The organism is Streptomyces sp. TSRI0281 (assembly GCF_001905125.1).
GTDB lineage: Bacteria > Actinomycetota > Actinomycetes > Streptomycetales > Streptomycetaceae > Streptomyces.
The window spans coordinates 562364-586851 of record NZ_LWLE01000001.1; the positions used below are offsets into that span (position 1 = coordinate 562364).

24 protein-coding genes are annotated in these 24488 nt (G+C 71.5%); 10 read left to right on the top strand and 14 right to left on the bottom strand.

Annotated features, from left to right (window positions below; genetic code table 11):
• Positions 1-31 precede the first annotated feature (31 nt).
• Entirely contained in the window at positions 32-541 is a 510-nt protein-coding gene (locus A6A29_RS02490) for a MarR family winged helix-turn-helix transcriptional regulator (RefSeq protein ID WP_073718240.1), read from the bottom strand.
• A gap of 107 nt (positions 542-648) precedes the next feature.
• Here A6A29_RS02490 and A6A29_RS02495 point away from each other — a divergent pair, with 107 nt between their 5' ends.
• The 4 genes from A6A29_RS02495 (at position 649) to A6A29_RS02510 (ending at position 3744) form a co-directional block, all read left to right on the top strand.
• Positions 649-2031 carry an MFS transporter gene (locus tag A6A29_RS02495; protein WP_079182542.1) on the top strand — a complete coding sequence of 461 codons (1383 nt, stop codon included), beginning with the start codon at positions 649-651 and terminating at the stop codon, positions 2029-2031.
• Positions 2032-2097: 66 nt separating this feature from the next.
• Complete coding sequence (locus A6A29_RS02500; RefSeq protein ID WP_073718241.1) at positions 2098-2532, top strand: hypothetical protein; 435 nt, start codon at positions 2098-2100, stop codon at positions 2530-2532.
• A 5-nt stretch (positions 2533-2537) separates the two neighbouring features.
• On the top strand, positions 2538-2972 hold the full coding sequence (locus A6A29_RS02505) for a thiol-disulfide oxidoreductase DCC family protein (RefSeq protein WP_073718958.1): 435 nt from the start codon (positions 2538-2540) through the stop codon (positions 2970-2972).
• 40 nt (positions 2973-3012) lie between these two features.
• Positions 3013-3744, top strand: a complete 732-nt coding sequence (locus tag A6A29_RS02510; RefSeq protein WP_241838343.1) for a TetR/AcrR family transcriptional regulator — start codon at positions 3013-3015, stop codon at positions 3742-3744.
• A gap of 61 nt (positions 3745-3805) precedes the next feature.
• Here the strand turns inward: A6A29_RS02510 and A6A29_RS02515 are convergent, their stop codons facing one another.
• The 3 genes from A6A29_RS02515 to A6A29_RS42875 form a co-directional block, all read right to left on the bottom strand.
• Positions 3806-5359, bottom strand: coding sequence for an ABC transporter substrate-binding protein (locus tag A6A29_RS02515; RefSeq protein ID WP_073718243.1), 1554 nt, complete (start codon positions 5357-5359; stop codon positions 3806-3808).
• A 331-nt stretch (positions 5360-5690) separates the two neighbouring features.
• Complete coding sequence (locus A6A29_RS02520) at positions 5691-7040, bottom strand: metallophosphoesterase (protein WP_198952999.1); 1350 nt, start codon at positions 7038-7040, stop codon at positions 5691-5693.
• Between the two features lie 66 nt (positions 7041-7106).
• Entirely contained in the window at positions 7107-7352 is a 246-nt protein-coding gene (locus A6A29_RS42875; RefSeq protein ID WP_079182603.1) for an SCO4848 family membrane protein, read from the bottom strand.
• 133 nt (positions 7353-7485) lie between these two features.
• Between A6A29_RS42875 and A6A29_RS02530 the strand changes: the two genes are divergently transcribed.
• Positions 7486-8745, top strand: coding sequence for a D-alanyl-D-alanine carboxypeptidase family protein (locus A6A29_RS02530; protein ID WP_073718959.1), 1260 nt, complete (start codon positions 7486-7488; stop codon positions 8743-8745).
• Here A6A29_RS02530 and A6A29_RS02535 read toward each other — a convergent pair.
• Positions 8693-9661: a YihY/virulence factor BrkB family protein gene (locus A6A29_RS02535; protein ID WP_073718245.1), complete on the bottom strand. Its 969-nt coding sequence runs from the start codon at positions 9659-9661 to the stop codon at positions 8693-8695. The genes A6A29_RS02530 and A6A29_RS02535 overlap by 53 nt on opposite strands.
• A gap of 131 nt (positions 9662-9792) precedes the next feature.
• On the opposite strand from A6A29_RS02535, the gene A6A29_RS02540 reads away from it, so the two are divergent.
• Complete coding sequence (locus A6A29_RS02540; protein WP_073718246.1) at positions 9793-11142, top strand: FAD-binding oxidoreductase; 1350 nt, start codon at positions 9793-9795, stop codon at positions 11140-11142.
• A 105-nt stretch (positions 11143-11247) separates the two neighbouring features.
• On the top strand, positions 11248-12057 hold the full coding sequence (locus tag A6A29_RS02545; RefSeq protein WP_073718247.1) for a decaprenylphospho-beta-D-erythro-pentofuranosid-2-ulose 2-reductase: 810 nt from the start codon (positions 11248-11250) through the stop codon (positions 12055-12057).
• Between the two features lie 40 nt (positions 12058-12097).
• Here the strand turns inward: A6A29_RS02545 and A6A29_RS02550 are convergent, their stop codons facing one another.
• Both A6A29_RS02550 and trpS read right to left on the bottom strand, forming a co-directional pair.
• On the bottom strand, positions 12098-12688 hold the full coding sequence (locus A6A29_RS02550; RefSeq protein ID WP_073718248.1) for a 2'-5' RNA ligase family protein: 591 nt from the start codon (positions 12686-12688) through the stop codon (positions 12098-12100).
• A gap of 90 nt (positions 12689-12778) precedes the next feature.
• Positions 12779-13792, bottom strand: a complete 1014-nt coding sequence (gene trpS / locus A6A29_RS02555) for a tryptophan--tRNA ligase (RefSeq protein WP_073718249.1) — start codon at positions 13790-13792, stop codon at positions 12779-12781.
• A 204-nt stretch (positions 13793-13996) separates the two neighbouring features.
• Between trpS and rocD the strand changes: the two genes are divergently transcribed.
• Positions 13997-15202: an ornithine--oxo-acid transaminase gene (gene rocD / locus A6A29_RS02560; protein WP_073718250.1), complete on the top strand. Its 1206-nt coding sequence runs from the start codon at positions 13997-13999 to the stop codon at positions 15200-15202.
• 139 nt (positions 15203-15341) lie between these two features.
• Here the strand turns inward: rocD and A6A29_RS02565 are convergent, their stop codons facing one another.
• Together A6A29_RS02565 and A6A29_RS02570 are read right to left on the bottom strand one after the other, a co-directional pair.
• Positions 15342-16529: a glutathionylspermidine synthase family protein gene (locus A6A29_RS02565; RefSeq protein ID WP_073718251.1), complete on the bottom strand. Its 1188-nt coding sequence runs from the start codon at positions 16527-16529 to the stop codon at positions 15342-15344.
• Positions 16530-16534: 5 nt separating this feature from the next.
• Positions 16535-16825 carry a hypothetical protein gene (locus A6A29_RS02570; protein WP_073718252.1) on the bottom strand — a complete coding sequence of 97 codons (291 nt, stop codon included), beginning with the start codon at positions 16823-16825 and terminating at the stop codon, positions 16535-16537.
• A 136-nt stretch (positions 16826-16961) separates the two neighbouring features.
• Between A6A29_RS02570 and A6A29_RS02575 the strand changes: the two genes are divergently transcribed.
• Positions 16962-17804 (top strand): hypothetical protein, encoded by an 843-nt coding sequence (locus A6A29_RS02575; protein ID WP_073718253.1) that lies wholly within the window; start codon positions 16962-16964, stop codon positions 17802-17804.
• Between the two features lie 217 nt (positions 17805-18021).
• On the opposite strand, the gene pdxR is transcribed toward A6A29_RS02575, so the two are convergent.
• A complete protein-coding gene (gene pdxR / locus A6A29_RS02580) occupies positions 18022-19422 on the bottom strand; it encodes a MocR-like pyridoxine biosynthesis transcription factor PdxR (protein ID WP_073718254.1) in 1401 nt (466 codons plus the stop codon).
• Positions 19423-19469: 47 nt separating this feature from the next.
• Here pdxR and A6A29_RS02585 point away from each other — a divergent pair, with 47 nt between their 5' ends.
• Entirely contained in the window at positions 19470-19997 is a 528-nt protein-coding gene (locus A6A29_RS02585; protein ID WP_073718255.1) for a carboxymuconolactone decarboxylase family protein, read from the top strand.
• Positions 19998-20024: 27 nt separating this feature from the next.
• Here the strand turns inward: A6A29_RS02585 and A6A29_RS02590 are convergent, their stop codons facing one another.
• The 4 genes from A6A29_RS02590 to A6A29_RS02605 all read right to left on the bottom strand — a co-directional run.
• A complete protein-coding gene (locus A6A29_RS02590) occupies positions 20025-20999 on the bottom strand; it encodes a serine/arginine repetitive matrix protein 2 (protein WP_073718256.1) in 975 nt (324 codons plus the stop codon).
• 3 nt (positions 21000-21002) lie between these two features.
• Entirely contained in the window at positions 21003-21383 is a 381-nt protein-coding gene (locus A6A29_RS02595; RefSeq protein ID WP_073718257.1) for a hypothetical protein, read from the bottom strand.
• Between the two features lie 2 nt (positions 21384-21385).
• On the bottom strand, positions 21386-23320 hold the full coding sequence (locus A6A29_RS02600; protein WP_073718258.1) for a hypothetical protein: 1935 nt from the start codon (positions 23318-23320) through the stop codon (positions 21386-21388).
• A gap of 250 nt (positions 23321-23570) precedes the next feature.
• A partial coding sequence (locus A6A29_RS02605) for a malate dehydrogenase (protein ID WP_241838297.1) occupies positions 23571-24488 on the bottom strand: 918 nt, incomplete at its 5' end.

Below are 24488 nucleotides of genomic sequence, written 5' to 3' on the forward strand. Positions count from 1 at the left end.
CGGTAGCACCGGCGTCCGGCTCACTCCGGGCTCACTCCCGGCCGACGCCGTCCCGGTCCTCCGCGGCGACCATGATGCGCCGCAGCATGTCGTTGAGCCGGGTGCGTTCGCCGGGGTCGAGCACGCCGAGCAGCCGGTGCTCCTCGTCGCCGAGGAAGTCCATCGCGCCCCGCCAGGTCGAGCGGCCCGCCTCGGTGAGCTCGACGACGACCCGCCGCCGGTCCGTGGTGGACTGCGTGCGGCGGACGAACCCGCGCTTCTCCAGCGCGTCGAGGCGGCCGGTGACGGAGGCCGGGGCGAGGTCGAGGTCGGCGGAGAGTTCGGAGGGCGCCGCCACGCCGCCGCGTCCGGCGAGCTTGTGGAGCGTGTCGAACTCCTGACGGTCCAGGTCGAGGTCGACGAGCGACTGCTCGCGCGCCCGGCGCAGGTGCACGGAGATCTTCTTCATCCGGGTGACCGCGCCCTCGACCTCGGGATCGAGACCGGGCAGGACCGGCTTCCACCGCTCCACATGCCCGTCGGTCCAGTCGCGTTGCTCCATACCGAAATCGTACGCCCGCCCCCCTGTCCGGTCCCCGGCGTCCGACACCCGCCCGCCCTCAGGTATTTCGTTGACGAATTATTCGTTTCCGAAATACATTGTCGCTCATGCCCCACCCCCTGCGCACGCGCGCCTTCCGCCTCCTGTTCGTCGGACGCACCCTCTCCCTCCTCGGCGACGCCGCGATCCCCGCCGCCCTCACGCTCGCCGTCTACGAGGCCACCGGATCGACCGGGGCACTCGCCCTCGTCCTGGCCTGCGCGATGGTCCCCAAGCTGCTCCTGCTGCCGCTCGGCGGCGTCATCGGCGACCGCTTCAACGCCCGTACGGTCGCCCTGCTCACCGACCTCGTCCGGTGCGCGACCCAGATCTTCGTCGGCGTCGAACTGCTCGGCGGATCACCGGAGCTGTGGCAGATCGCGGTGGCCGAGGTGTTCGGCGGCGCGGCGGGGGCCTTCGCCATGCCGACCGTGTCGCCGCTGATCCGCTCCACCGTCGCCCCCTCGGGGCTGCTGCGCGCCAACTCCCTGATGGCGGTGGCCGTCAGCGCGACCCGGTTCGGCGGCCCCGCACTGGCCGGGACGCTGGTCCTCACCGTGGGGCCCGGCTGGGCGTTCCTGCTGGACGGTGCGACCTTCGCCGTCAGCGCCGCGCTGCTCGGCGCGATCGACATCGAGAAGGTGTCGATTCCCCGGAGGTCCTTCACGGCGGACCTCAAGGAGGGCTGGGGCGAGGTCCGCTCCCGCGACTGGTACTGGACCAGCCTCGTCGCCCACGCCGCCTGGAACGGCGCGGCGGCCGTCCTGGCGACGCTCGGACCGGCCCTCGTCGTCGGCGGGCAGGGCGGCAGCGGCACCTGGATCGCCCTGCTCCAGGCCGGGTCGGCCGGGCTGCTGCTCGGCTCCCTGCTCGCGGGCCGGGTCCGGCCGCGCCGACCGGTCCTGGTCGCCAATCTGGCCCTCGCCACGTACGCCTTCCCGCTCGTCCTGCTCGCCGCCGACGCCCCCCGCTGGCTGACCATCGCGTCGTACGGCGTCGCGCTGGCGGGCCTGGGCTTCCTCGGTCCCGTGTGGGACACCGCAGTGCAGTCCGCGATACCCGCCCACGCGCTGGCCCGGGTGACCTCGTACGACTGGCTGCTCTCGCTGGGCGCGATGCCGCTGGGCTACGTACTGGCACCGCTCGCCGCGTCCGCCTGGGGCCCGGAGACCCCGCTCCTCGTCGCCGCGGTCGCGGTCGGGGCCGCGTGCCTGGCGACGGCAGCGGTGCCGGGCGTACGGAAGTTCGGGCCACCGGCCCCGGAGCCGAAGGCGGCGGAAGGGCCGGAGAGTTCGGAGGGATCGAAGGGAGCCAAGGGGTCGGAGGGTTCGGAGGGGGCCAAGGGGTCGGAGGGTTCGGAGGGGGCCAAGGGGTCGGAGGGTTCGGAGGGGGCCAAGGGGTCGGAGGCTTCGGGGAGTTCGGTGGCGGAGCGCACAGGGACCCCGTCTTGAACATGTTCAAAGTCAGGTCTACAGTCCATGACAACAGCTTTTGAACACGTTCAAGGGAGCCGGGGCATGGACCTCACCGTTGTCGCGTACGTCATCTATCTGCTGATCAGCGTCGCTCTCACCATCTGGGTCGCCCGCACCCTCAGCCGCAACGGCAAGGTGTTCCTCGCGGATGTGCTGCACGGGAACGAGAAGCTCGCCGACGCCGTCAACCACCTGCTGGTGGTCGGCTTCTACCTCGTCAACCTGGGCTTCGTGACCCTCTATCTGAAGAACGCCGACAGTGTGGCCGACGCCCGCGGACTCTTCGACGCCCTCTCCACGAAGGTCGGCGTCGTGCTGCTCGTGCTCGGCGGAATGCACCTCGCCAACGTCTACGTACTGAACAGGATCCGCCGCCGCGGCATGATGGAGCGCGAGCAGACCCCGCCGGTGCCGCCGCAGGGCTGGACCGGTCCCACCCCGCAGGGCCCGTGGGCCGCCCCCGCCACCGGACGGTGAGCCGGATGGCCGCAGCCGGAGCCCGTACCCCGGTCGCACGCCTCACCGTGCTCTACGACGCGCAGTGCGGGCTCTGCGTCCATGTACGCCACTGGCTGCTGAAGCAGCGTCAGCTCATACCGCTGGACCTCGTGCCGGCCGCCTCCGAGGAGGCGCGCCGGCGCTTCCCCGGCCTCGACCACGCGGGGACGCTCGACGAGATCACGGTCATCGGCGACCGGGGACAGATCTACCGCGGGACCGCCGCCTGGATCGTCTGCCTCTGGGCGCTCGCCGAGCACCGGCCCAAGGCCCACTGGCTGACCACCGCGGCGGGCCGGCCGTTCGCCCGTGCGACCGTGCTCGCCGCGGCGAAGTACCGCTCGGTGACCGCCCCCTCGTGCGGCGACGGCGGCGGGGCCTGCGAAGTCCCGGTCATGGGCGCCGAAACGGGCGGATAGCCTGGGGACCGTGGCGAGCGAGAAGAAGGACGAGCAAGGCGTGAAGAGCGATCCGGGCGCGAAGGACGGCAAGCCCGCCAAGGTCCTCAAGAGCGAGCAGACCCGCACGCTCATCCTCGAAACCGCGCTCCGGCTCTTCCAGGAGCGGGGTTTCGACAAGACGACCATGCGGGCCATCGCCCAGGAGGCCGGGGTCTCCGTCGGCAACGCCTATTACTACTTCGCCAGCAAGGAGCACCTCGTCCAGGGCTTCTACGACCGGATCGGCGCCGAACACGCGGCGGCGGTCCGGGAGGTCCTGGACAACGAGACGGATCTGGAGACCCGGCTCGCCGGAGTGCTGACGTGCTGGGTGGACGTCGCGGCGCCGTACCACGAGTTCGCGGCCCAGTTCTTCAAGAACGCCGCCGACCCGGAGAGCCCGCTCAGCCCCTTCTCCGTCGAGTCCGAGCCGGCCCGCGAGGTGTCCATCGCCATCCACCGCGAGGTACTGGCGGGCTCCAAGGCCAAGATCCCCGCCGAACTCGCGGACGTCCTCCCCGAGCTGATGTGGCTCTCCCAGATGGGACTCGTCCTGTACTGGGTGTTCGACCGCTCACCGGAGCGCGAGCGCAGCCGCCGGCTCGCGGGGCGCGGTGCGCGGCTGACCACCCGGGGTGTCGCGCTCGCCCGGTTCCGGGTGCTGCGGCCGCTCGTCCACGAAGTGCACGAGCTGTTCACGGACTTCCTGCCGGGGATGGCCGAGACGGCCACCGCCCGCAAGCGCTCCTGAGGGCTGCCCCGGTCGCCGTCATGACCCGGGAGGACCCGGGAGGACCTGACGGCGGCTGCCGTCAGATCCAGCCCAGTTCCCACAGCCGCCAGATGCCGGTGCCGTCGGAGAGGTACTGCGACCCGGAGACGTCCGTCTTGGCGACGACGTAGTCCTTCTTCTGCCACAGCGGGACCAGCGGGACGTCCTCGCCGACCAGCTGCTGGAGCTCCTTGAAGTCGGCCGAGGTCCTGCCGCGGTCGCTGTACTGGAGCGTGGCCGTGATCAGTTCGTCCATCTGCTTGCTGGCGTAGCCGTTGTGGAGGCTGTTGTCACGGCCGACGAGCGGCTGGCTGAAGGTGTCGGGGTCCGGGTAGTCGGGAAGCCAGCCGATGGTGTACGCGTCGTAGGCGCCGTCCGCGTAACCCTTCTGGAAGTCCGTCCACTTCACGGCCTTCACCGAGACCTTGAACAGCCCGTCCTTCTCCAGCTGGCGCCGCAGCTCGGCGGTCTCCTGTGTGTACGCCTCGTCGGCCTTGTAGGCGAAGTTGATGTGCAGCGGAGTCTGCACACCGGCCTCCGCCATCAGCTTCTTGGCGCGCGCGGGGTCGGGCGACGGGTACTTGTCGAAGAACGGGGTGCTGTGGCCGATGTACCCCTGCGGGATCAGCGAGTAGAGCGGTTCGACGGTGCTCTTGTAGACATCGCCCACCAGCGGACCGCGGTCGATGATCGACGCGATGGCCTGGCGGACCTTCTTGTTCGCGAGCGGGGAGCCCTCACGGACGTTGAAGACGAGGTTGCGGATCTCCGCGCTGTCCGCCTCGGTGACGCGCAGGTCCGGGTCGCCGGGGTTCAGCTCGGCGAGCCGGGCGGGCGGCAGCTGACGGTGCGTGACGTCGAGGTCGCCGCTCTTCCAGCCGGCCATCAGCTCGTCGGAGGTCTTGTAGTACCGGATGTCGACCGGTTCGCCGGTCTTCTTGAGAGCGCCCTTGTACTTGATGTTGGGCACCAGCTCGGCCCGTACGCCCGGCTCGTAGGACTTGAGGACGTACGGCCCCGACCCGTCGACCTGCTTCCCGCTGCGGAGCTTGTTATCCGGGTACTGGGAGGGATCGACGATCGACCCGGCTCCGGTGGCGAGCTTCTGCGGGAAGGTCGCGTCGCGCGAGGAGAGGTTGAAGGTGATGGTGCGGCCTTCGGTCACGACGTTCTTGAGGCTGGGGAACAGCGCCGAGGGCCCGACGTCGGTCTTGATCCTGAGCATCCGCTCGAAGGAGTACTCGACATCGGCGGCCGTGATCTTCCGGCCGTTGGAGAAGGTCAGATCGTCCCGCAGTTTGCACTGGTACGTCTGGAGCTTCTGCCCGACGAAGCCGCAGCTCTCGGCGGCGTCCGGTTCCGGCACGATCGCGCCGGACTTGAACGTCATCAGCGACTGGTAGAGATTGCTGTAGATCGCCCACGAGCCCGCGTCGTACGCACCGGCCGGGTCGAGCGAGGTCACCGCGTCCGTCGTGCCCACCGTGACGGGATCGTTCTTCTCCTCGCCCGAGGGAAGAAGTTGCCAGGCGCCGACGCCTGCGATGACCAGTACCGCGAAAATCGCGAGAATCCGTATCCGGATCGACCGCATTGCCGTGCTCTCCCTTACCAGCCCCACCACGGCATTGCGCTCAGACACGCACATTGCCGCATGCTCGCACTTACCCAATCACACGATTTTCACAACTGGAAGAGTAAATGGGGCACTCACAGGGATTTGTTCGCCGCTTGGAACACGGGGTGCCCGAAAAGACAGCTTACGGCCTCCCACCTGCAGTTTTTCGTAGCAGACCGTGACGCTTCGGTGCGGATTTCAAGAGAACCCCGAACGGCCGTCATCGATCGTGCTAGAGGCTGTCCCGATCATGGAGCAGCCGCCATGGGCTGTCCCGAAGTCCCTGGCGGGCACGCGACGACAGCCCTCAGGCCTGTCGGGAGGCGAGTTCCACGACGGTGATGTCGGAGGCCGCCCCGACCCGCACGGGCGGCCCCCAGGCCCCGGCGCCGCGTGAGACGTAGAGCTGGGTGTCGCCGTAGCGTTCGAGCCCGGCGACGGTGGGGTTGGCCAGCCCGGCGATGAGGCTGCCGGGCCAGAGCTGACCACCGTGGGTGTGGCCGGAGAGCTGGAGGTCGACGCCGTGCTCGACGGCGTCATGGATGACGACCGGCTGGTGCGCGAGGAGGACGGCGGCACGGGCCCGGTCCCGGTCACCGAGCGCCCGTACGAAGTCGGGGCCCTGGCCCTCGCTCTCCCCGGCGATGTCGTTGACCCCGGCGAGGTCGAAGCCGTCGAACTCGACCCGGGCGTTCTCCAGCGGGTGCAGACCCAGCTCGCGCACATGGTCGACCCACTGGGCGGCACCGGAGAAGTACTCGTGGTTGCCGGTGACGAAGTAGCTGCCGTGCCGCGCTTCGAGCCGGGCCAGCGGCTCCGCGGCGGTGCCCAGGTCCGCCACGGACCCGTCGACCAGGTCACCGACGACGGCGATCAGATCGGGCCGGGTCGCGTTGACCGCGTCGACGATGCGCATCGTGTGGGCGCGGCCGAGGATCGGGCCGAGGTGGACGTCGCTGACGACGGCGATCCGGTAGCCGTGCGCCGAGCGGGGCAGCTTGGCGAGCGGCACGGTGATCCGCTGGGTGCGGGGGCCGCGCAGCACACCGTACGTGCCGTATCCGACGGTGCCGAGCCCGGCGACGGCGGCCGCGCCCCCGACGGCCCTGGCGACGAACAGCCGCCGCGAGGGGCCGGTGGCGGGCGGGGCGGCTGCGGCTGCGGCTGCGGAGGGCTCGGCGGCTTGCGGGGGCTCGTGCCCGGCCCCCTCGCCGGCCGGGGGCGCGGGCGAGTCGGCCGGCGCTCCGGCCAGGGCCAGGGTCCCGGTACGCGGGCGGGCACTCTTCTCCGCGCTCTCCTCCGCACTCCTCGCCGCGCTCTCCTCCACGCCCGCCCCGCGGTCCCGGCGGGCGAGCACCCGGCGCAGGACCGGGCGTACGGCCTCGCCGACGAGCAGAGCCAGCGTCAGATACAGCAGGGCGGCCAGCCACAGATAGCCCGGCCAGGCCAGCACCTGCTGGAGCCAGAAAGGGGCGCCCGCGCGGCCGGAGACCAGTGCGCCGACGCTCAGCAGCGGCAGGACGAACGCGGCGACCGTGCCCGCCCTGCGCATCGCGCTGCCCCGCGCCGTCGTGTCACCGACGAAGCGTCGCCACACATAGCGGTGCACCGAGACGAGCAGCGCCAGCACCGCGAGCGCCACCAGGACGAAGACCACTGCCACGTGTGTTCCCCCACAGACCTCTCCTCGGACCGGCCCGTGCGCCGGTCCGCGTACGGATGATCAGGCGCGCTCTCGGCGCAAAGCCCTGACACCACGGAACCCGATCACCCCAACCGCCGTCCCCAGAAGAAAGGACGTGATGGCGAGCAGCAGGTGCACCCAGAAGTACGTGGTCGGGTCGCCCGCGTCGTCGAACGCGAGCCCGCTGCCGTCCTTCCACAGGTTCTTGACGAAAGTGATCCAGATGAACCAGCTCCACACCCCGAACGCGAGCAGGAACCAGGAAACGGGGCGGCTGAGCTTCATGGATTCAGTATCGCCGCCGCCCTCCGGCCGGGTCGCCCGGGGTGGGAACCGAGGTGGGCTGTACCGGCGGAACCTGCGGCGGGTCCGGCGGTCCGGGTCCCCATCCACATCTTCGCCCTGTACGTTTCCGACCGTGCCTGCTCTGAAAAAGACCGTGTTGACGGTCATCTCCGCCGCATTGCTGTCCGGTTTTGTCCTTAGTCCCGCGTCGGCGGCGGACAAGGACAAGACCGACGACAAACAGCCGAAGCCGACGCACCCGATGTCGAGCGTCGGCGGGGAGCAGCTCGCCAAGGTCGGTACCCAGGTCAATCTCGGGACGGGCGCCCCGGTGCTGCCCAAGGACCTCACAGGCCGGTCGTGGATCGTCGCGGACGCGGAGAACGGCCAGGTGCTGGCGGCGCACAACTCCCACTGGCGGCTGCCGCCCGCCTCCACCCTGAAGATGCTCTTCGCGGACACGGTCCTTCCCGCGCTCCAGCCGAAGTCCCTCAGCCACACGGTGACGGAGGAGGAGCTGGCCGGTGTCGGCGCGGGCAGCAGCCTGGTGGGCGTCAAGGAGGACCAGACGTACACGGTCCATGACCTGTGGCTGGGGGTGTTCCTGCGCTCGGGCAACGACGCGGTGCATGTGCTGGCCTCGATGTTCGGCGGTGTCCCCAAGACCGTCGCGGCGATGCAGAGCCACGCCGAGGAGTTGCAGGCGCTCGACACCACGGTGGTCTCGCCGGACGGGTACGACGCGCCGAACCAGGTCTCCAGCGCGTACGACCTCACGCTGTTCGCCCGCAGCGGGCTGCAGAAGAAGGACTTCCGCGAGTACTGCGCGACGGCCACCGCCGACTTCCCCGGCGAGGAGAAGGGCAAGAAGCGCGAGAGCTTCGAGATCCAGAACACCAACCGGCTGATCACCGGGGACATCGGCGTGGACCCGTACAAGGGCATCGCGGGCGTCAAGAACGGCTACACGACCCACGCGGGCAACACCTTCACCGGGGTCGCCGAGCGTGACGGCAGGGTGCTGCTGGTCACCGTCATGAACCCGTCGTCGGACGAGAGCCACGCCGTCTACAAGGAGGCCGCGAGCCTGCTCGACTGGGGCTTCGCCGCGAGCGGCAAGGTGACGCCGGTCGGCGAGCTGGTACCGCCGAAGTCCGCGGAGACCGGGAGCGGGAAGGGCGCGCAGCCGGCCGCCGGGGCGCACAAGTCGGGGCAGGACGGGGCGAAGGACGCGAAGTCCGCGAAGGCCGCCGCCGCCACCGAGAGTTCCAGCGGAGTCGGGATCGCCCTGGCGATCGTCGGCGGGCTGCTGGTGGTGCTGGCGGCCGGGGTGTTCCTGGTCAACCGGCGCTGGCCGCTGCCCGACCTGGTCCGTCGCTTCCCCCGTCGCTGACGGCTTCTGCGGCTTCTCCGGTTCCTCCGGCTTCTCCCGCTTCTCCGGCTTCTTCTGTCTGCTCGCTCCTGCTCCGCGTCGCCGTCCAGGCCGCGCAGAACAGCAGCAGTTTCGCGGTGAAGTTGATCCACAGGAGCAGGGCGACGGGCACGCCGAACGCCCCGTACATGCTCTTCGAGGCCACGCCCTTCATATAGCTGCCGAGCAGCAGCTTGAGCAGTTCGAAGCCGATCGCGCCGAGCAGTCCGGCGACCATCAGCCGGCGCCTCGGCGGCTCCACACCGGGCAGCAGCGTCAGCAGATAGAGCAGCAGCAGGAAGTCGGCGACCACCGCCACCACCAGGGCGGCCACCTGCAACAGCACGCCGCCCGCGCCGTGGTCGGGGATGCCCAGCTGATCGGCGGTCCAGCCGACGGCCGTCGAACCGACCGCGGAGGCCGCCAGCGTCGCGAGTGCCGCGCCGCCGAGCCCCAGCAGCAGCCCCGCGTCCTTGAGCTTGCGGACGACCGGGTTGCCCTCCTCCGCGTCGTCCACCTCCCAGACCGCGCGCAGGCAGTCCCGCAGGGAGCCGACCCAGCCGATGCCGGTGAAGAGCAGCAGCGCACCGGCCACCACGCCGACCGTGCCCGCGTGGGCCACCAGATTGTCGATGCCCAGCTGGTCGGAGATGCCCGGCACCTGCTCGGTGATCTTGTTCTCGATCTTGTCCAGCTGCTTGTCGGAGAGCAGCGCGGCACCGATCGCCGCACCGACCGCGATCAGCGGGAAGAGCGCGAGAAAGCTGATGAAGGTGATGGCGGCGGCGAGCCTGGCCCAGTGGACCCGCTCCAGCGTCTCGTAGGAGCGCCAGGCGTGTGTCTCCATCAACCGGGAGACGAGCGGCCCGATGACGGGGAGTTTTTTCAGCCAGTCCATGACGTACGCGTACCCTCCAGGCCCCGAAGAACCGGTGTCCGCTGCCCCCTGACACCCAATCAATCACCCATTCCGGTGAGTACCGTAACAAATACCCAAAAGGGGTTTTCTCTGGCTATACGGTCACGATCATGTCCGTCGACACGGTGTCCTTGACCGGCTGGGGCCGCACCGCCCCGACGACCGCGCTGCGGTTCCGCCCTCGCAGCCACGAGGAAGCGGCCGCCGTCGTACGCGGCCGCGGCCCCCGTGGTGCCCTCGCCCGCGGGCTCGGCCGCTCCCACGGCGACGCGGCCCAGAACGCGGGCGGCTCCGTCCTCGACATGACCGCGCTGAACCGGATCCACAGCATCGACACCCGTACCGGCACCGTGGTCTGCGACGCGGGGGTGAGCCTGCGCCGGCTGATGGAGGTGCTGCTGCCGCTCGGCCGGTTCGTGCCGGTCGCCCCCTCCACCGGCCGGATCACCGTCGGCGGCGCGATCGGCGCCGACGTCCACGGCCGCGACCACCGCCTCTCCGGTTCCTTCTCCCGGCATGTGAGCGCGCTGGAACTGCTCACCGCGGACGGCGAGGTGCGTACGGTGCTGCCCGGCACCGATCTCTTCGACGCGACCACCGGCGGCCTGGGGCTGACCGGTGTCATCCTCGCCGCCACGCTCCGGTTCCAGCCGGTCGCCACGTCGCTGATGTCGGTCGACACGCAACGGGCGGGGGATCTGGACGACCTGCTGGCCCGGTTCACGGCGACCGGTGACCGGCACCGCTACGCGTCCGCCTGGATCGATCTGCTGGCGCGGGGCAGGGCGACGGGACGCGGCGTACTCACCCAGGGGTCGCACGCGCCCCTTCATGCGCTCCCGGCGCACGCCCGGCACACACCGCTCGCGTACCGTCCGGGGCGGCTGCCTGCCATCCCCGCGTTCGTCCCGGAAAGGCTGCTCGGCCGGACCTCCGCCGCCCTGTTGAACGAGCTGCGCCACCGCGGCGCCCCCAGGTCCCGCACCGGTGAGCTCCAGCGGATCTCCACCTTCTTCCACGCCCTGGACGCCGTACCGCACGGGAACCGGCTGCATGGGCGCGGCGGCTTCGTGCGCTACCAGTTCGTCGTCGGGTACGGGCAGGAGGAGGTGCTGCGCCGGGTGGTGGAGCGGATCTCGCGGCGCCGCCGCCCCTCGTTCCTCGCCGTGCTCAAACGGTTCGGCGACGCCGACCCGGGCTGGCTGTCGTTCCCGGTGCCCGGCTGGTCCCTCGCGTTCGACCTGCCGGCCGGTCCGCCCGGTCAGGGGCGGTTCCTGGACGGGCTCGACGAGGAGGTGGCGGCGGCCGGCGGCCGGGTCTGTCTGGCGAAGGACTCCCGGATGCGGCCCGGGGCGCTGGCCGCGATGTATCCGCGGCTGGCCGGGTTCCGGGCGCTGCGGGCGGAGCTGGACCCGGGCGGAGCGTTCCGGTCCGACCTGTCCCGCCGGCTCTCGCTCTGAACCCCGTCCGTCCGGCACCCCTGACCCTCGCCAGGACCCCCTGACCCTCGCCCGGCATCCCTGTCCCCGCCCGTTCCCCGCCCGTTCCCCGCTAGGAGTGTTTTCGTGAAGGACGCCTTCGGTGCCCCGCAGTCCCTGCTCGTCCTCGGCGGCACCTCGGAGATCGCCCTGGCCACCGCCCGCAGGCTGATCGCGCTGCGCACCCGCACGGTGTGGCTGGCCGGCCGCCCCTCCCCCGCCCTGGAGGAAGCCGCCGCCGGGCTGCGCGAACGGGGCGCCGAGGTCCGTACCGTCACCTTCGACGCCCTCGACCCCGCGTCCCACGAGGCGGTGCTCGGCAAGGTCTTCGCGGAGGGTGACATCGACGTGGTGCTGATGGCGTTCGGCATCCCCGGTGACCAGGCGCGCGACGAGGAGGAGCCGCTCTCCGCGGTCCGGGTCGCCCAGACCAACTACACGGGGGCGGTCTCCGCCGGGCTGGTGTGCGCGGGCGCACTCCAGGCGCAGGGGCATGGATCGCTGGTCGTGCTCTCCTCCGTGTCCGGTGAGCGCGCCCGGCGGGCGGACTTCATCTACGGGTCGAGCAAGGCGGGCCTGGACGCGTTCGCCCAGGGGCTGGGCGACGCGCTGCACGGCACCGGGGTGCAGGTGATGGTCGTACGCCCCGGAGTGGTCCGCCCCGCAGTCGTCCGCCCCTCGGCGGACCGCGCCGGAGCCGCCGGCGACAGCCGGACGGCGCAGACGGCGCAGACGGCGGAACAGGCGTTCACGACGACGCCGGAAGCCGTCGCGGACGCGATCGTGACCGGGCTGCGGCGGCGTACGGAGACGGTGTGGGTACCGGGGTCGCTACGGGTGGTGATGTCGGCGCTGCGCCATGTGCCGCGCCCGCTGTTCCGACGTCTGCCGGTGTAGCGCGGGGCCCGGACAGCGGGCAGGGAGCGCGGGGCCCGGGTCAGGAGCGCAGCGACGGCTCGTCGACGGAGGAGCCGCCCTGTGCGGGGACGGCGGGCGCGCCGCCCCCGCCCCCGAACGGGAACTCGTTGATCTTGCGCCAGACCGCGTCCGCGCCCTGTTCGTAGAGCGCGAAGGAACCGCAGGTCCAGGCCGCCTCGTACGAGGAGAGCTCCGCGTACGCCCGGTCCATCGCCTCCTCGGAGATGCCGTGCGCGACGGTGACGTGCGGGTGGTACGGGAACTGGAGCTCGCGCACCAGCGGCCCCGAGGCGTCCCGGACCCGCTTCTGCAGCCAGGAGCAGGCCGAGGCGCCCTCGACCACCTGGACGAAGACGACCGGCGAGAGCGGCCGGAAGGTCCCGGTGCCGTACAGCCTCATCGGGAAGGGGCGGCCGGCCGTGGCGATCCGGGCGAGATGTGCCTCGACCGCCGGGAGGTCGGCCGCCTGCGCCTCGGTCGGCGGGAGCAGGGTGACATGGGTGGGAATGCCGTACGCGGCAGGGTCCCCGAAGCTCGCGCGCCGCTCCTGGAGCAGGCTGCCGTAGGGCTCCGGGACCGCGATCGAAACGCCGAGCGTTACGGTCCCCACGTCGTTCTCCTCAATCGTCGATGGTCGTTTTCCGGATCTGCCGCCGCAAGTGTGCCGTCTGCGGCCCCGGTCTCGCCAGGGCCGTTGGCCTCAGTGCTTGGCGGGCAGAAGGCCCATGCGGTCGTACGCCTGCGCCAGGGTCTCCGCGGCGACGGTCCTGGCCTTCTCCGCGCCCTTGGCCAGGACGGAGTCCAGCGTCTCCGGGTCGTCCAGATATTCCTGCGTACGGCTCCGGAACGGGGTGACGAACTCCACCATGACCTCGGCGAGGTCGGTCTTGAGCGCACCGTAGCCCTTGCCCTCGTACTTCTGCTCCAGATCCGCGATTCCGGTTCCGGTGAGGGTGGAGTAGACGCTCAGGAGGTTGCTGACGCCCGGCTTGTTCTCCGCGTCGAAACGGATGACCGTGTCGGTGTCGGTGACGGCGCTCTTGACCTTCTTCATCGTGATCTTCGGATCGTCCAGGAGGTTGATCAGGCCCTTCGGCGTGGATGCCGACTTGCTCATCTTGACCGATGGGTCCTGGAAGTCGTAGATCTTCCCCGTCTCCTTGAGGATGTACGGGGCCGGAATGGTGAACGTCTGCCCGAACCGGCCGTTGAACCGCTCGGCGAGGTCCCGGGTGAGCTCGATGTGCTGGCGCTGGTCCTCACCGACCGGGACCTGGTCGGCCTGGTAGAGCAGGATGTCCGCGACCTGGAGAACCGGGTAGGTGAAAAGGCCCACGGTCGCCCGGTCGGCACCCTGCCTGGCGGACTTGTCCTTGAACTGCGTCATCCGCGACGCCTCGCCGAAGCCGGTGAGGCAGTTCATGATCCAGGCGAGCTGGGCGTGCTCGGGGACGTGGCTCTGCACGAAGAGCGTGCACCGCTCGGGGTCCAGACCGGCCGCCAGCAGTTGGGCGGCCGCGAGCCGGGTGTTCGCGCGCAGCTCCGCGGGGTCCTGCGGAACGGTGATCGCGTGCAGGTCGACGATCATGTAAAAGGCGTCGTGGGACTCCTGCAGCGCCACCCACTGGCGAACGGCACCGAGGTAGTTGCCGAGGTGGAACGAGCCTGCGGTGGGCTGGATTCCGGAGAGCACGCGAGGAAGATCAGAGGCCATGGAATCCATTGTCTCAGGTACACAACCGTTCTCCGGCAGCCGGTGTACGGCGCAATTCGGCGTGCCCCGCGCACGCTGTACGTGGGGGACGGCACGGTCTGCGCCGGGGCGCGCCGCGCGGTGGAGGTTTCCTCGCGCCGGATCGAACCGACGATACAAAGTGGGCACCACCCCCGCCCACGCCCCACGACGAACGGAGATCCCGTGTCGATCACGGAAACTGCCATCGCCTCCGCCGAGGCGCACAGCGCGCACAACTACCACCCGTTGCCGATCGTCGTCGCCTCGGCGGACGGTGCCTGGATGACCGATGTCGAGGGGCGCCGCTATCTCGACATGCTCGCCGGATACTCGGCGCTGAACTTCGGCCACGGCAACCGCCGGCTGATCGAGGCGGCCAAGACACAGCTGGAGCGGGTGACCCTCACCTCCAGGGCGTTCCACCACGACCGGTTCGCCGACTTCTGTACGGGGCTCGCCGAGTTGTGCGGCATGGAGATGGTCCTGCCGATGAACACGGGCGCCGAGGCGGTGGAGACCGCGGTGAAGACGGCCCGCAAGTGGGGCTACCGGGTCAAGGGCGTCCCGGACGGCATGGCGAAGATCATCGTCGCCGCGGAGAACTTCCACGGCAGGACGACCACGATCGTCAGCTTCTCCACGGACCACGAGGCACGGGACGACTACGGCCCGTACACCCCGGGGTTCGAGATCGTGCCGTACGGGGACCTGACCGCGCTCCGTGCCGCGATGACGGAGAACACGGTGGCGGTGCTGCTGGAGCCCATCCAGGGCGAGGCCGGGGTCCTGGTGCCGCCGCCCGGCTACCTCCCCGGGGTGCGGGAGCTGACGCGCGAGCGGAATGTGCTGTTCATCGCGGATGAGATCCAGTCGGGCCTGGGCCGGACCGGGAAGACGTTCGCCTGTGAGCACGAGGGCGTGGTGCCCGACATGTATCTGCTCGGCAAGGCATTGGGCGGCGGGGTCGTGCCGGTGTCGGCGGTGGTCTCGTCGGAGGCGGTGCTGGGTGTGTTCCGGCCCGGTGAGCACGGCTCGACGTTCGGCGGGAATCCGCTGGCGTGCGCGGTCGCGCTGGAGGTGATCGCGATGCTGCGGACGGGCGAGTTCCAGCATCGGGCGGCGGAGCTGGGCGACCACCTCCACCGGGAGCTGGGGCTGCTGGTGGGCGGCGGCGCGGTGGAGGCCGTCCGGGGGCGCGGCCTGTGGGCCGGCATCGACATCGCCCCTGCCCTGGGCACCGGCCGGGAGATCTCCGAGCGGCTGATGGAGCGCGGGGTGCTGGTCAAGGACACCCATGGCTCGACGATCCGGATCGCACCGCCGCTGGTGATCAGCAAGGAGGACCTGGACTGGGGCCTGGAACAGCTCCGGGCGGTCCTGAGCGCGTGAGCGACTCGGTGTGAGCGCCCGGGCGTGAGTGTCCCCGGCCGCGATCCGTCGGGGGCGGGGTGCGTGAGGGGCGGGGGCCGTGAGGGGCGGGGTGCCCGGCGCTGTCGTCGCGCGCCCGCCGGGGACTACGGGACAGTCCTCAGAGGATGACGTGGGGCAGGAAGCGGGCGTACTCGTCCGTGACCGGCCCCGCCGATTCCCGGATGCCGAGCCCGGCTGCCTCGTCCTCGACGACCCAGGCACCCAGCACGACCCGGTTGCCGTCGAAGTCGGGCAGCGGGGCGAGCTCCTGGTAGCAGCAGGGCTCGTCCCGTACCGCCGCCGCGCTTCCCGGCTCGTGGACGGCGACCCCGGCACCCTCGCGGCCGAGCAGGGGCTTGGAGACGTATCCCGCCCCGCCGGGCCCGGCCAGCTCGCGGGGGCCGTCGAGGTAGGACGGCAGGAGGTTGGGGTGCCCCGGGTACAGCTCCCACAGGACGGCCAGCAGCGCCTTGTTGGAGAGAAGCATCTTCCAGGCGGGCTCGATCCAGCAGGTGGTGCCGGTGCCGCCGCCGTTGTCGAGGGTGTCCAGCACATGCGGTCCGAAGCGGTCCGTCGCCAGCCACTCCCATGGGTAGAGCTTGAAGCAGCTCCGGATGAAGCCAAGCCGCGCGTCGACGAAACGCCCGGCCAGCCGGTCCCAGCCGATCTGTTCGACGGAGAGCGCCTCGGTGTCGATCCCGGCCTGCTGGGCGGTCTCGCGCAGATACGCGACCGTCATCAGGTCCTCGCCGAGCTCGTCGCCGTCCGAGTGCGCGAAGTACAGCGGTCCCGGGGGCAGCAGCGGAGCCTGCCGCTTCCAGGCGTCGACCAGGCGTTCGTGGAGGGAGTTCCACTGGTCCGCGCCGGGGAAGCGGTCCTCCATCCAGAACCACTGCGGGCTGGCCGCCTCCACCAGCGAGGTCGGGGTGTCGGCGTTGTACTCCAGCATCTTCGCCGGGCCCGTACCGTCGTAGCACAGGTCGAACCGGCCGTACAGGGACGGCAGTTCGGCGCGGCGCTGCCAGGACTCGGCGATCAGCGCGGTCAGCCGGCGGTCGGTGATGCCGAGATCGGCGAACCGGTCCCGCTCCACGATGTGCGCGGCCGCGGCCAGGCACATCGTGTGCAGTTCCTCGACGACCTCTTCGAGCGCCTCGACCTCGGGGAGCGAGAAGGCGTAGTAGGCGCTCTCGTCCCAGTAGGGGCGCAGCGATCCGTCCGGGTAACGGGTGAGCGGGTAGACCAGGCCCTGTCCCTCGACGGTCTCCTGCCAGCCGGGGCGCGGCTCGATGGTGCGGCGCTGCATGGCGTTCAGCCGCCGCCCGTCCCGGAGGAGCCGAAGCCGCCCCGGTCGACCGCCGACTTGTCGAAGCTGCCGCCGGTCACCTTGCCGTTCTCGGTGCGGCCGCCGTAGTAGTACGAGCCGCTGCCGCTCCCCCCGCCGCTTCCGCTGCCCCGGCACTCGTAGCTGGGCAGCGTGTCCTGGGTCAGCGGGTCGACGCACCGCCGGTCCGGGTCCGAACCGCAGGAGGTGATCGTCGCCGCGAGCACTCCCATGCCGCCGAGCACCACGGTGCTCGACCTCAGCCTGCGCTTGGCCATATTCCGCTCCCCCGTTGCCCTGCCCTGTCCTGTTCGGCCCACCATCAGACCGCTCGTCAGATTAGATGGCCGCTCCACTCGACCGGAACCCGGTGCGTCAACCACGCGCCAGTAGAGTCCCCATGTGCTCTTGGGAATGATCTGCGCGCTCGGTTCCGCGGTCTGCTTCGGTACGGCCTCCGTCCTGCAGGCCGTCGCGGCCCGCGCCGCGGCACGGCCAGGCTCCGACGCGGGGATCGATCCGGCGCTGCTGCTGCGGGCGCTGCGGCAGTGGCGTTACGTCGCCGGACTCGGCCTGGACGGGCTCGGTTTCGTCTTCCAGATCATCGCGTTGCGCTCGCTGCCGATCTACGCCGTGGGTGCGGCACTCGCCGCGAGCCTCGCCGTCACCGCCGTGGTCGCCGCCCGTCTCCTCGACGTACGGCTGACCGGCACCGAATGGGGCGCGGTCGGTGTGGTCGTCGCCGGGCTGGGCATGCTGGGGCTCGCCTCCGGCTCGGAGGGGCATCTGACGGGTTCGGACGCGCTGCGCTGGTCGATGCTGGGAATCGCGTGCGGCGTGCTGCTCGTCGGCGCGGCGGCCGGAAAGCTCCCCGAGCGGCCCCGGGCGCTCGCGCTGGGGCTCGGGGCGGGGTGCGGTTTCGGGGTGGTCGAGGTCGCGGTCCGGCTGATCGACGACGTGGCTCCGGGCGCGTTGCTGGCCAACCCCGCGACGTACGCCCTGCTGCTGGGCGGCGGCTCGGCGTTCCTGCTGCTCACGTCGGCCCTGCAGCGCGGTTCGGTGACCACCGCGACGGCCGGGATGGTGCTCGGCGAGACGATCGGACCGGCGCTCGTGGGCGTCGTCTGGCTCGGCGACGAGACCCGGGACGGCCTGGGCTGGCTGGCCGTCACCGGCTTCGCGGTGGCCGTCGCGGGGGCGCTCGCCCTGGCCCGGTTCGGCGAGGCGCCGGTGGACCAGGCGGCGGACCCGGCGTAGGCGGCGCGCGTAGGCGGCGCGCGTAGGCGGCGCGCGTAGGCGGCGCGTTCGGTGCGCGGGCCGGTGTGACCGGCTCGCGGCAGGGTGCGGTGCTCCACGCCGACGTGTCACCTCGCGAGCGCGGGCGTGCACAGGGGCGCGGGCGCGGCAGGCGGGCCGCAGGTCTACGGGCGTGGCGCTCCGTCGGCGCACCTGAGCGCGGGCGCGGCGGGCGGTTCTACGGCAGCACCCGGCACAGGGCGTCCAGCGTGCCCGCCCAGGCGCTCTCGGGCGGGGAGCCGTAACCGATCACCAGCGCGTCGCGGCCCGCCGGGGCGTCGCGGTGCCGGAAGCGGGCGAGGCCCTCCAGGGCCAGCCCCTGCCGGGCCGCCGCCTGGATCACCGCGCGCTCGCTGCCCTCGGGGAGTTCGAGGACCGCGTGCAGCCCGGCCGCGATGCCGCCGACCCGGATGTCCGGCGCGCGTTCGGCGAGCGCCGCGACGAGCTGGTCGCGGCGGCGCCGGTAGCGCAGCCGCATGGACCGCACCTGCCGGTCGTACGCCCCCGAGGCGATGAACTCCGCGAGCGTCAGCTGGTCCGGCGCACTCGTCATCCAGTCGGATTCCCCCTTGGCGTGGGCCACCTCCGCCACCATCCCCTGGGGCAGCACCATCCAGCCCAGCCTGAGGCCGGGCGCGAGGGACTTGCTCGCGGTCCCGAAGTAGACGACCCGCTCCGGATCCAGTCCCTGGAGCGCCCCCACCGCCTGCCGCTCGTAGCGGAACTCCCCGTCGTAGTCGTCCTCCAGGATCAGCCCCGCGGTGGACCGGGCCCAGTCCACCGCGGCGGCCCGCCGGTCCGGGTGCAGCGGGACGCCCGTCGGGAACTGGTGCGCGGGCGTCAGCAGGACCGCCCCGGCACCGTGCATCCCGGCCAGCTCCCCGGTCCTGGAGCCGAGGGCGTCCATCGGCAGGCACGGGGTGCGCAGCCCGGCCTCCGTCAGAAGGCTCCAGTGCACATCGAGCCCGTACGACTCGACGGCGACCTCCCGCACCCGGCGCTGCCCGAGCACCCGGCCCAGCAGCGCCAGCCCATGGACGAACCCGGAACAGATCACGATCCGCTCCGGAGCCGCGTACACGCCCCGGGCCCGCGCCAGATAGTCGGCCAGTACGGTGCGCAGCTCGACGCGTCCGCGCGGATCGCCGTACCCGAACGCCTCGTTGGGGGCGTCGGTCAGCGCGCGGCGGGCGGCCTTGAGCCACTCGGCGCGCGGAAAGGCGGAGAGGTCCGGCGACCCGGGTTTCAGGCTGTGGGCGGGCCCGGACCGCACCGGACGGGACAGGGGCGCGGCCCGGTCCGCCTCGCGCGGCGCGGACCGCCGGGCGACCCGGGTCCCCGAGCCCTGCCGGGCGGTGAGCCAGCCCTCGGCGACCAGTTCGGCGTACGCGTCGGCGACGGTGTTGCGGGCGATGCCCAGGTCCGCGGCGAGCGAGCGGGAGGACGGCAGGCGGGTACCGGGCACCAGCCGCCCGGTGCGTACGGCCTTCCGCAACGCCTCCATCAGCCCGCTGCGCAGGCCCCCGCCGACCCGGTCGAGGTGCAGGTCGGCGCCGAAAGTGGCCCAGGAATCCCTCATGGAAATGGACCATACAGCTGCGCCACCATGCCCGTAATGTCGCAGGTATGACGACACCCGCGCACGACCGCACCGCCCCCGGCCACACCCACTCCGCGTACGCCCCCGAACACCCGGCCCGCCTGGCCTGGCACGAGCTCGCCCCCGATGTCTACAAGGCGATGGTCCGGCTGGACATCGCCTCCCGGAAGGGGCTGGACCCGCTCCTGGTCGAGCTGGTGAAGGTCCGGGCCTCCCAGCTCAACCGCTGCGCCTTCTGCCTGGACATGCACTCCAAGGACGCGCTCGCCGCGGGCGAGTCCGTCGAGCGGATCATCCAGCTCAGCGCCTGGGAGGAGTCGAAGCACTTCTACACGGAGAAGGAGCTGGCGGCGATCGAGCTGACCGAGGCCGTCACGGTCCTGACCGACGGCTTCGTCCCCGACGAGGTGTACGCGAAGGCCGCCGAGCACTTCGAGGAGGCGGAGCTGGCGCAGCTGCTCGCCGCGATCACGGTGATCAACGCCTGGAACCGCTTCGGGGTGGCCACCCGCCAGGTCCCCGGCCACTACACCCCCGGCGACATCAAGCACTGAGCGAGGCGCGGGTGCGCCCGGCCCCCGTCAGAAGGGGCTGCCGTACGGATCGAAGTGCCTCACGGCCACGTCCAGGATCTCCTCCTGACGTGGCCAGGCCGTGTCGGGTGCGGCGACCAGCACCGCGTACAGCCGTCCGTCCGAGGCGGTGAACACGCGCTCGACGACCTGGCGCCGGCCACCGGCCTCCTCGCTGTCGTAGGCGTAGACCAGCTCGGCCGCCTCACCGCCCCCGGTGTTCTCCACCGCGCCGATCCGGACCTCCTCGAAACCCGGGTTGACGCTGCGCTCGTCGGAGGCCGCGCGTACCGCTTTCAGCGCGGTCATGGACGGCTCGGAGACCCGGAAGATCTGGAGCAGCTCGGCCCCGCCGGCCGGCTTGTAGAACACCCCGTCGCCTTCCTCGGTGCGGACGTCCCACTCCTCCGGAACCGCGATCGTGAAGCCCTTCTCGTCGTCGGCCTCCGTATAGCCCGCCTCCAGGGCGCCGGACGGCGACACGGAATCCGACGCCGAGGCGTCGGGGGGTGGCGGGCTGTCCGTTCGGGTGGTCTCCTGCCCGCCGGTACCCCCGCCACCGGTGGTCGCAGCCTCGGTGGACGTGGCGCCGGCCCCCTGCGCACCTTCGCGGCCGTCCCCGTCCCCGCCCCCGAGCGTGAACCACAGCGTCGCCGCCCCCACCGCGAGCACGGCCACGGCGAGACCGGCGGTCAGCGGGGTGACCCGCTCCCGGAAGGACTTCGCGCCGCCCGCGACGAAGGTCCCGGTGATGTTGTTGTACGCACCCGGAGGACCGGGCGGCGTGGGCGGACCCGATGGACCGGGCGGCGTGGGCGGACCGGGAGGCGTGGGCGGACCGGGGGCCACGGGCACCGCCGGTACCCCGGGCACCACGGGCGGTACGGAGGGCAGCGGCGGGGGCGGCGGGGTGTAGCCGCGCCGCTCCTCGGTCTCCCAGCTCTGTGTCTCGTCGTTCCAGCGCGGTCCGCCGCCCCCGGTCATCGTTCAGCCTCCCAGCAGGGCGGCGAGCGCCTGTCCCACGGCGACGCCGGACGCCAGCGTCCCGGTGAGGGCACCGGCCGCCGTCAGCGCTTCCTGGAGCCGGGCGAGCCGGCCGGGTGCGGCGGCGCCACCGGTCCCGATCTCCTCCTCGACCGAGACCAGTTCGGCGTCGAGGATCTGCGTGGTGTCCGAGGGGACGAACCGTTCGAGGTCGGCGCGGAGCAGCCGCACGGCGCGCAGCAGTTCGGCCTGGGTCTCGTCGGCCGGGGCCGCGTGCTGGTGCTGCGTGACGGTGTTGTGATCACCGATGGCGAACGCGCTGCCGGTCACCGCCCCCACGTGGACGGTCCGCCGGTCCCGCTCCTGCCCGTCGGGCGTCTCCATGATCACTTACCTCCGGTGTTCGGGTGCTGGTCGCTGCGCGGCCCGGGTCCGGGGCCGGGGCCGGCACCGGGGCCGGATGCCTTCGGCGGGGATTTCGGCGCGCCCGGCCCCGGCTTCGTGCCCGGCTTCGGTGTGCCCGGACCCTGCTTCGTGCCCGGCTTCGCCCCGGCGGCCGTGTTCGGGTCCGCCGCGGTCCGCCTGTCGGTGTGCGTGATGGTGTTGTGGTCCCCGATGCCGATCGCGCTGTCCTTCGCGGACTCGATGAAGACCCCGCCCGCACCGATGTTCACGACCTTCTGCTCGAACTCGTCGGTCTGCCAGCCCGCCTCCCGCAGGGCCAGTCGTACACCACCGGTCACCCGGTCCTGAATGCTTTTCAGATACCGGTTGATGTCCATGTCCTGGAACAGCGACGCCTCGTCGTCCGCGCCCAGCTGCCGGATCGACAACGCGGGCCCGTCCGGCAGCGCACCGCTGTTCCCCGCCGTGAGCAGCGTCCAGCCGCTGACCCCGCCGCGCCCCAGAGTGATGACCGAGCGCACCAGCGAGCCGGGGGTGCGTGCCACCGCCCAGGCGGCCTTCCCCAGCCAGTTGTTGTTGCGGTGCCGGTGTGCGATCCGGTCGGCCTCCTGGAACAGCGGGTGCACCGGCATCAGGACGTGCGGCGCGAGTTCCAGCATCAGCATCCCGCCCTGGGTGTGGACCCGGACGAAGACGGTGACGACGACCTCCTCGTTCCACCCGCCGACCCGGATGCGCAGGAAGTGCCTGCGGCTCTCCCCGCCCTCCTCCACGGCGCCCAGCCGGTGGGTTTCGAAGCCCTGGGGACCGTACGGGGCGTCCTCGCGCCGCGGCATGCCCACGACCGGCAGGAATACGCACTCGTCGATCCGCAGCTCGCGGAGCCGGTCGCGTACGGCGGCGGCGGCCTCCGGCGAACCATGCGGGGACGGCACCCGCAGCGCCTCCAGCAGCGGCACGATCCGGCGGAGGATCCGCGCGTTGTCGATCGGCTCGGTCGGGCCGTCCTCGCTCGGCCGGAGCTCGACGGCCAGATTCCACGGGTGGTACGGAACCCCGGCGCCGCAGAACGGGTCGTTGGCGCTGTACATGATCAACGGAGCGTGCTGCTCCAGCCTGATCCGCTGCTGGAGCCGTTGGAAGCGCCCGCCCACGGCCCGTTCGGCCGGGTCGGCGGCGAGGTCGGCGAAGTTCTTCCTGGCCAGCTCACCGGTCATGACCCGGGCGAACTGGCCGCGCCGGAGCCCCACCAGCGCGGCGATCAGGGCGAAGAAGGCCAGCGCTCCCCAGGCGGTGCCCGAGCCGGACCCATCGGAGGTGAAACCGCCGGTCAGTACGGAGAAGTCGAGATCCGACCCGTCCGGCACGGAGTCGGAGAAGCCGTCGGAGCCGTACCCGCCGGAGGAGCCGTAGCCCTCGGAATCGTCGTCGCCGAAGAGACCGGAGAGGGCAGCGCCGGCCATCAGGAGCACGAGGGCGAGCATCAGGAGCCGCCCGTACCAGCGCATCAGGAACGCCGGGATACGCCGGTAGACCGGTGGGTTGCGCGCCGTCCCCCGGATCAGGGGGGCGACGGCGAGGAGGACGCTCGGCATCACCAGGGCTGCAAGGGCACCCCTGGTGAGCACGACACCCAGCAGCCAGGCGCACAGGATGCCCGCGGCCCACCAGAGTTCGGCGCGGCGCGCCCGCAGGGCGTGGGCCAGCACCCGTGCCGCGTCGAAGCCCGTCGACGGCGCGGCGATCCGTTCTTCCTGCACATAGAGCTGGTCGATCACGGCATCGCGGTAGCCGTCGTGCAGATAGACCCCGGCGCAGAGCAGTCTGCACGCCTCGCTCGCGGCCGGAGGCACGGGCGTTTTCCCGAGCAGATCATCCTGGCCCTGCGACGGCCGCGGCACGGCACTCCGGGTCACCGGTTCCCCCTTGCTGACCCCAACCCGCCCGGCAGCGAAGCGAGTCGGTGATGGAAAGGGGACAACATACCTGGATCGCGCCGCCCGTTGGAGGCGATTTACCGACCGTCGCGCCGACACGTGCGACGGATCGTTCAGGTATGCGTCAACCGGGTGCTGACCGGGACGGAACGACGAAGCGCCCCGGCAGCGGAGGCTGCGGGGGCGCTTCGACGTACAGCGGGCGGATCCGACCGGGGCCGGAATCCGATCAGATCAGGCCGAGCTCGCGCACCGCGTCGCGCTCCTCGGTGAGCTCCTTCACCGACGCGTCGATGCGCGCGCGGGAGAACTCGTTGATGTCCAGGCCCTGGACGATCTCGTACGTGCCGTTCTTCGTGGTGACCGGGAACGACGAGATGATGCCCTCGGGCACGCCGTAGGAGCCGTCCGACGGGATACCCATCGAGGTCCAGTCGCCCGCGGCGGTGCCGTTGACCCAGGTGTGCACGTGGTCGATGGCGGCGTTGGCGGCCGAGGCGGCCGAGGACGCGCCACGGGCCTCGATGATCGCGGCGCCGCGCTTGGCCACGGTCGGGATGAAGGTGTCGGCCAGCCACGCCTCGTCGGCGACGAGCTCGGCGGCGTTCTTGCCGGCCACCTCCGCGTGGAAGATGTCCGGGTACTGGGTGGCCGAGTGGTTGCCCCAGATCGTCAGCTTCTTGATGTCGGAGACGGCGGCACCGGTCTTGGCGGCCAGCTGCGAGATCGCGCGGTTGTGGTCCAGCCGGGTCATCGCGGTGAAGCGCTCGGCCGGTACGTCCGGGGCGGCGGCCTGCGCGATGAGCGCGTTGGTGTTGGCCGGGTTGCCGACGACGAGGACCTTGATGTCGTCCGCGGCGTTGTCGTTGATGGCCTTGCCCTGCGGCTTGAAGATGCCACCGTTGGCGGAGAGCAGGTCACCGCGCTCCATGCCCTTGGTGCGCGGGCGTGCGCCGACCAGCAGGGCGACGTTCGCACCGGCGAAGCCGACGTTGGGGTCGTCCGTGATCTCGATGTTGCGCAGCAGCGGGAAGGCGCAGTCGTCGAGCTCCATCGCGGTGCCCTCGGCGGCCTTGAGGCCCTGCGGGATCTCCAGGAGACGCAGGTTGACCGGCACGTCCGGGCCGAGCAGGTGGCCGGAGGCGAT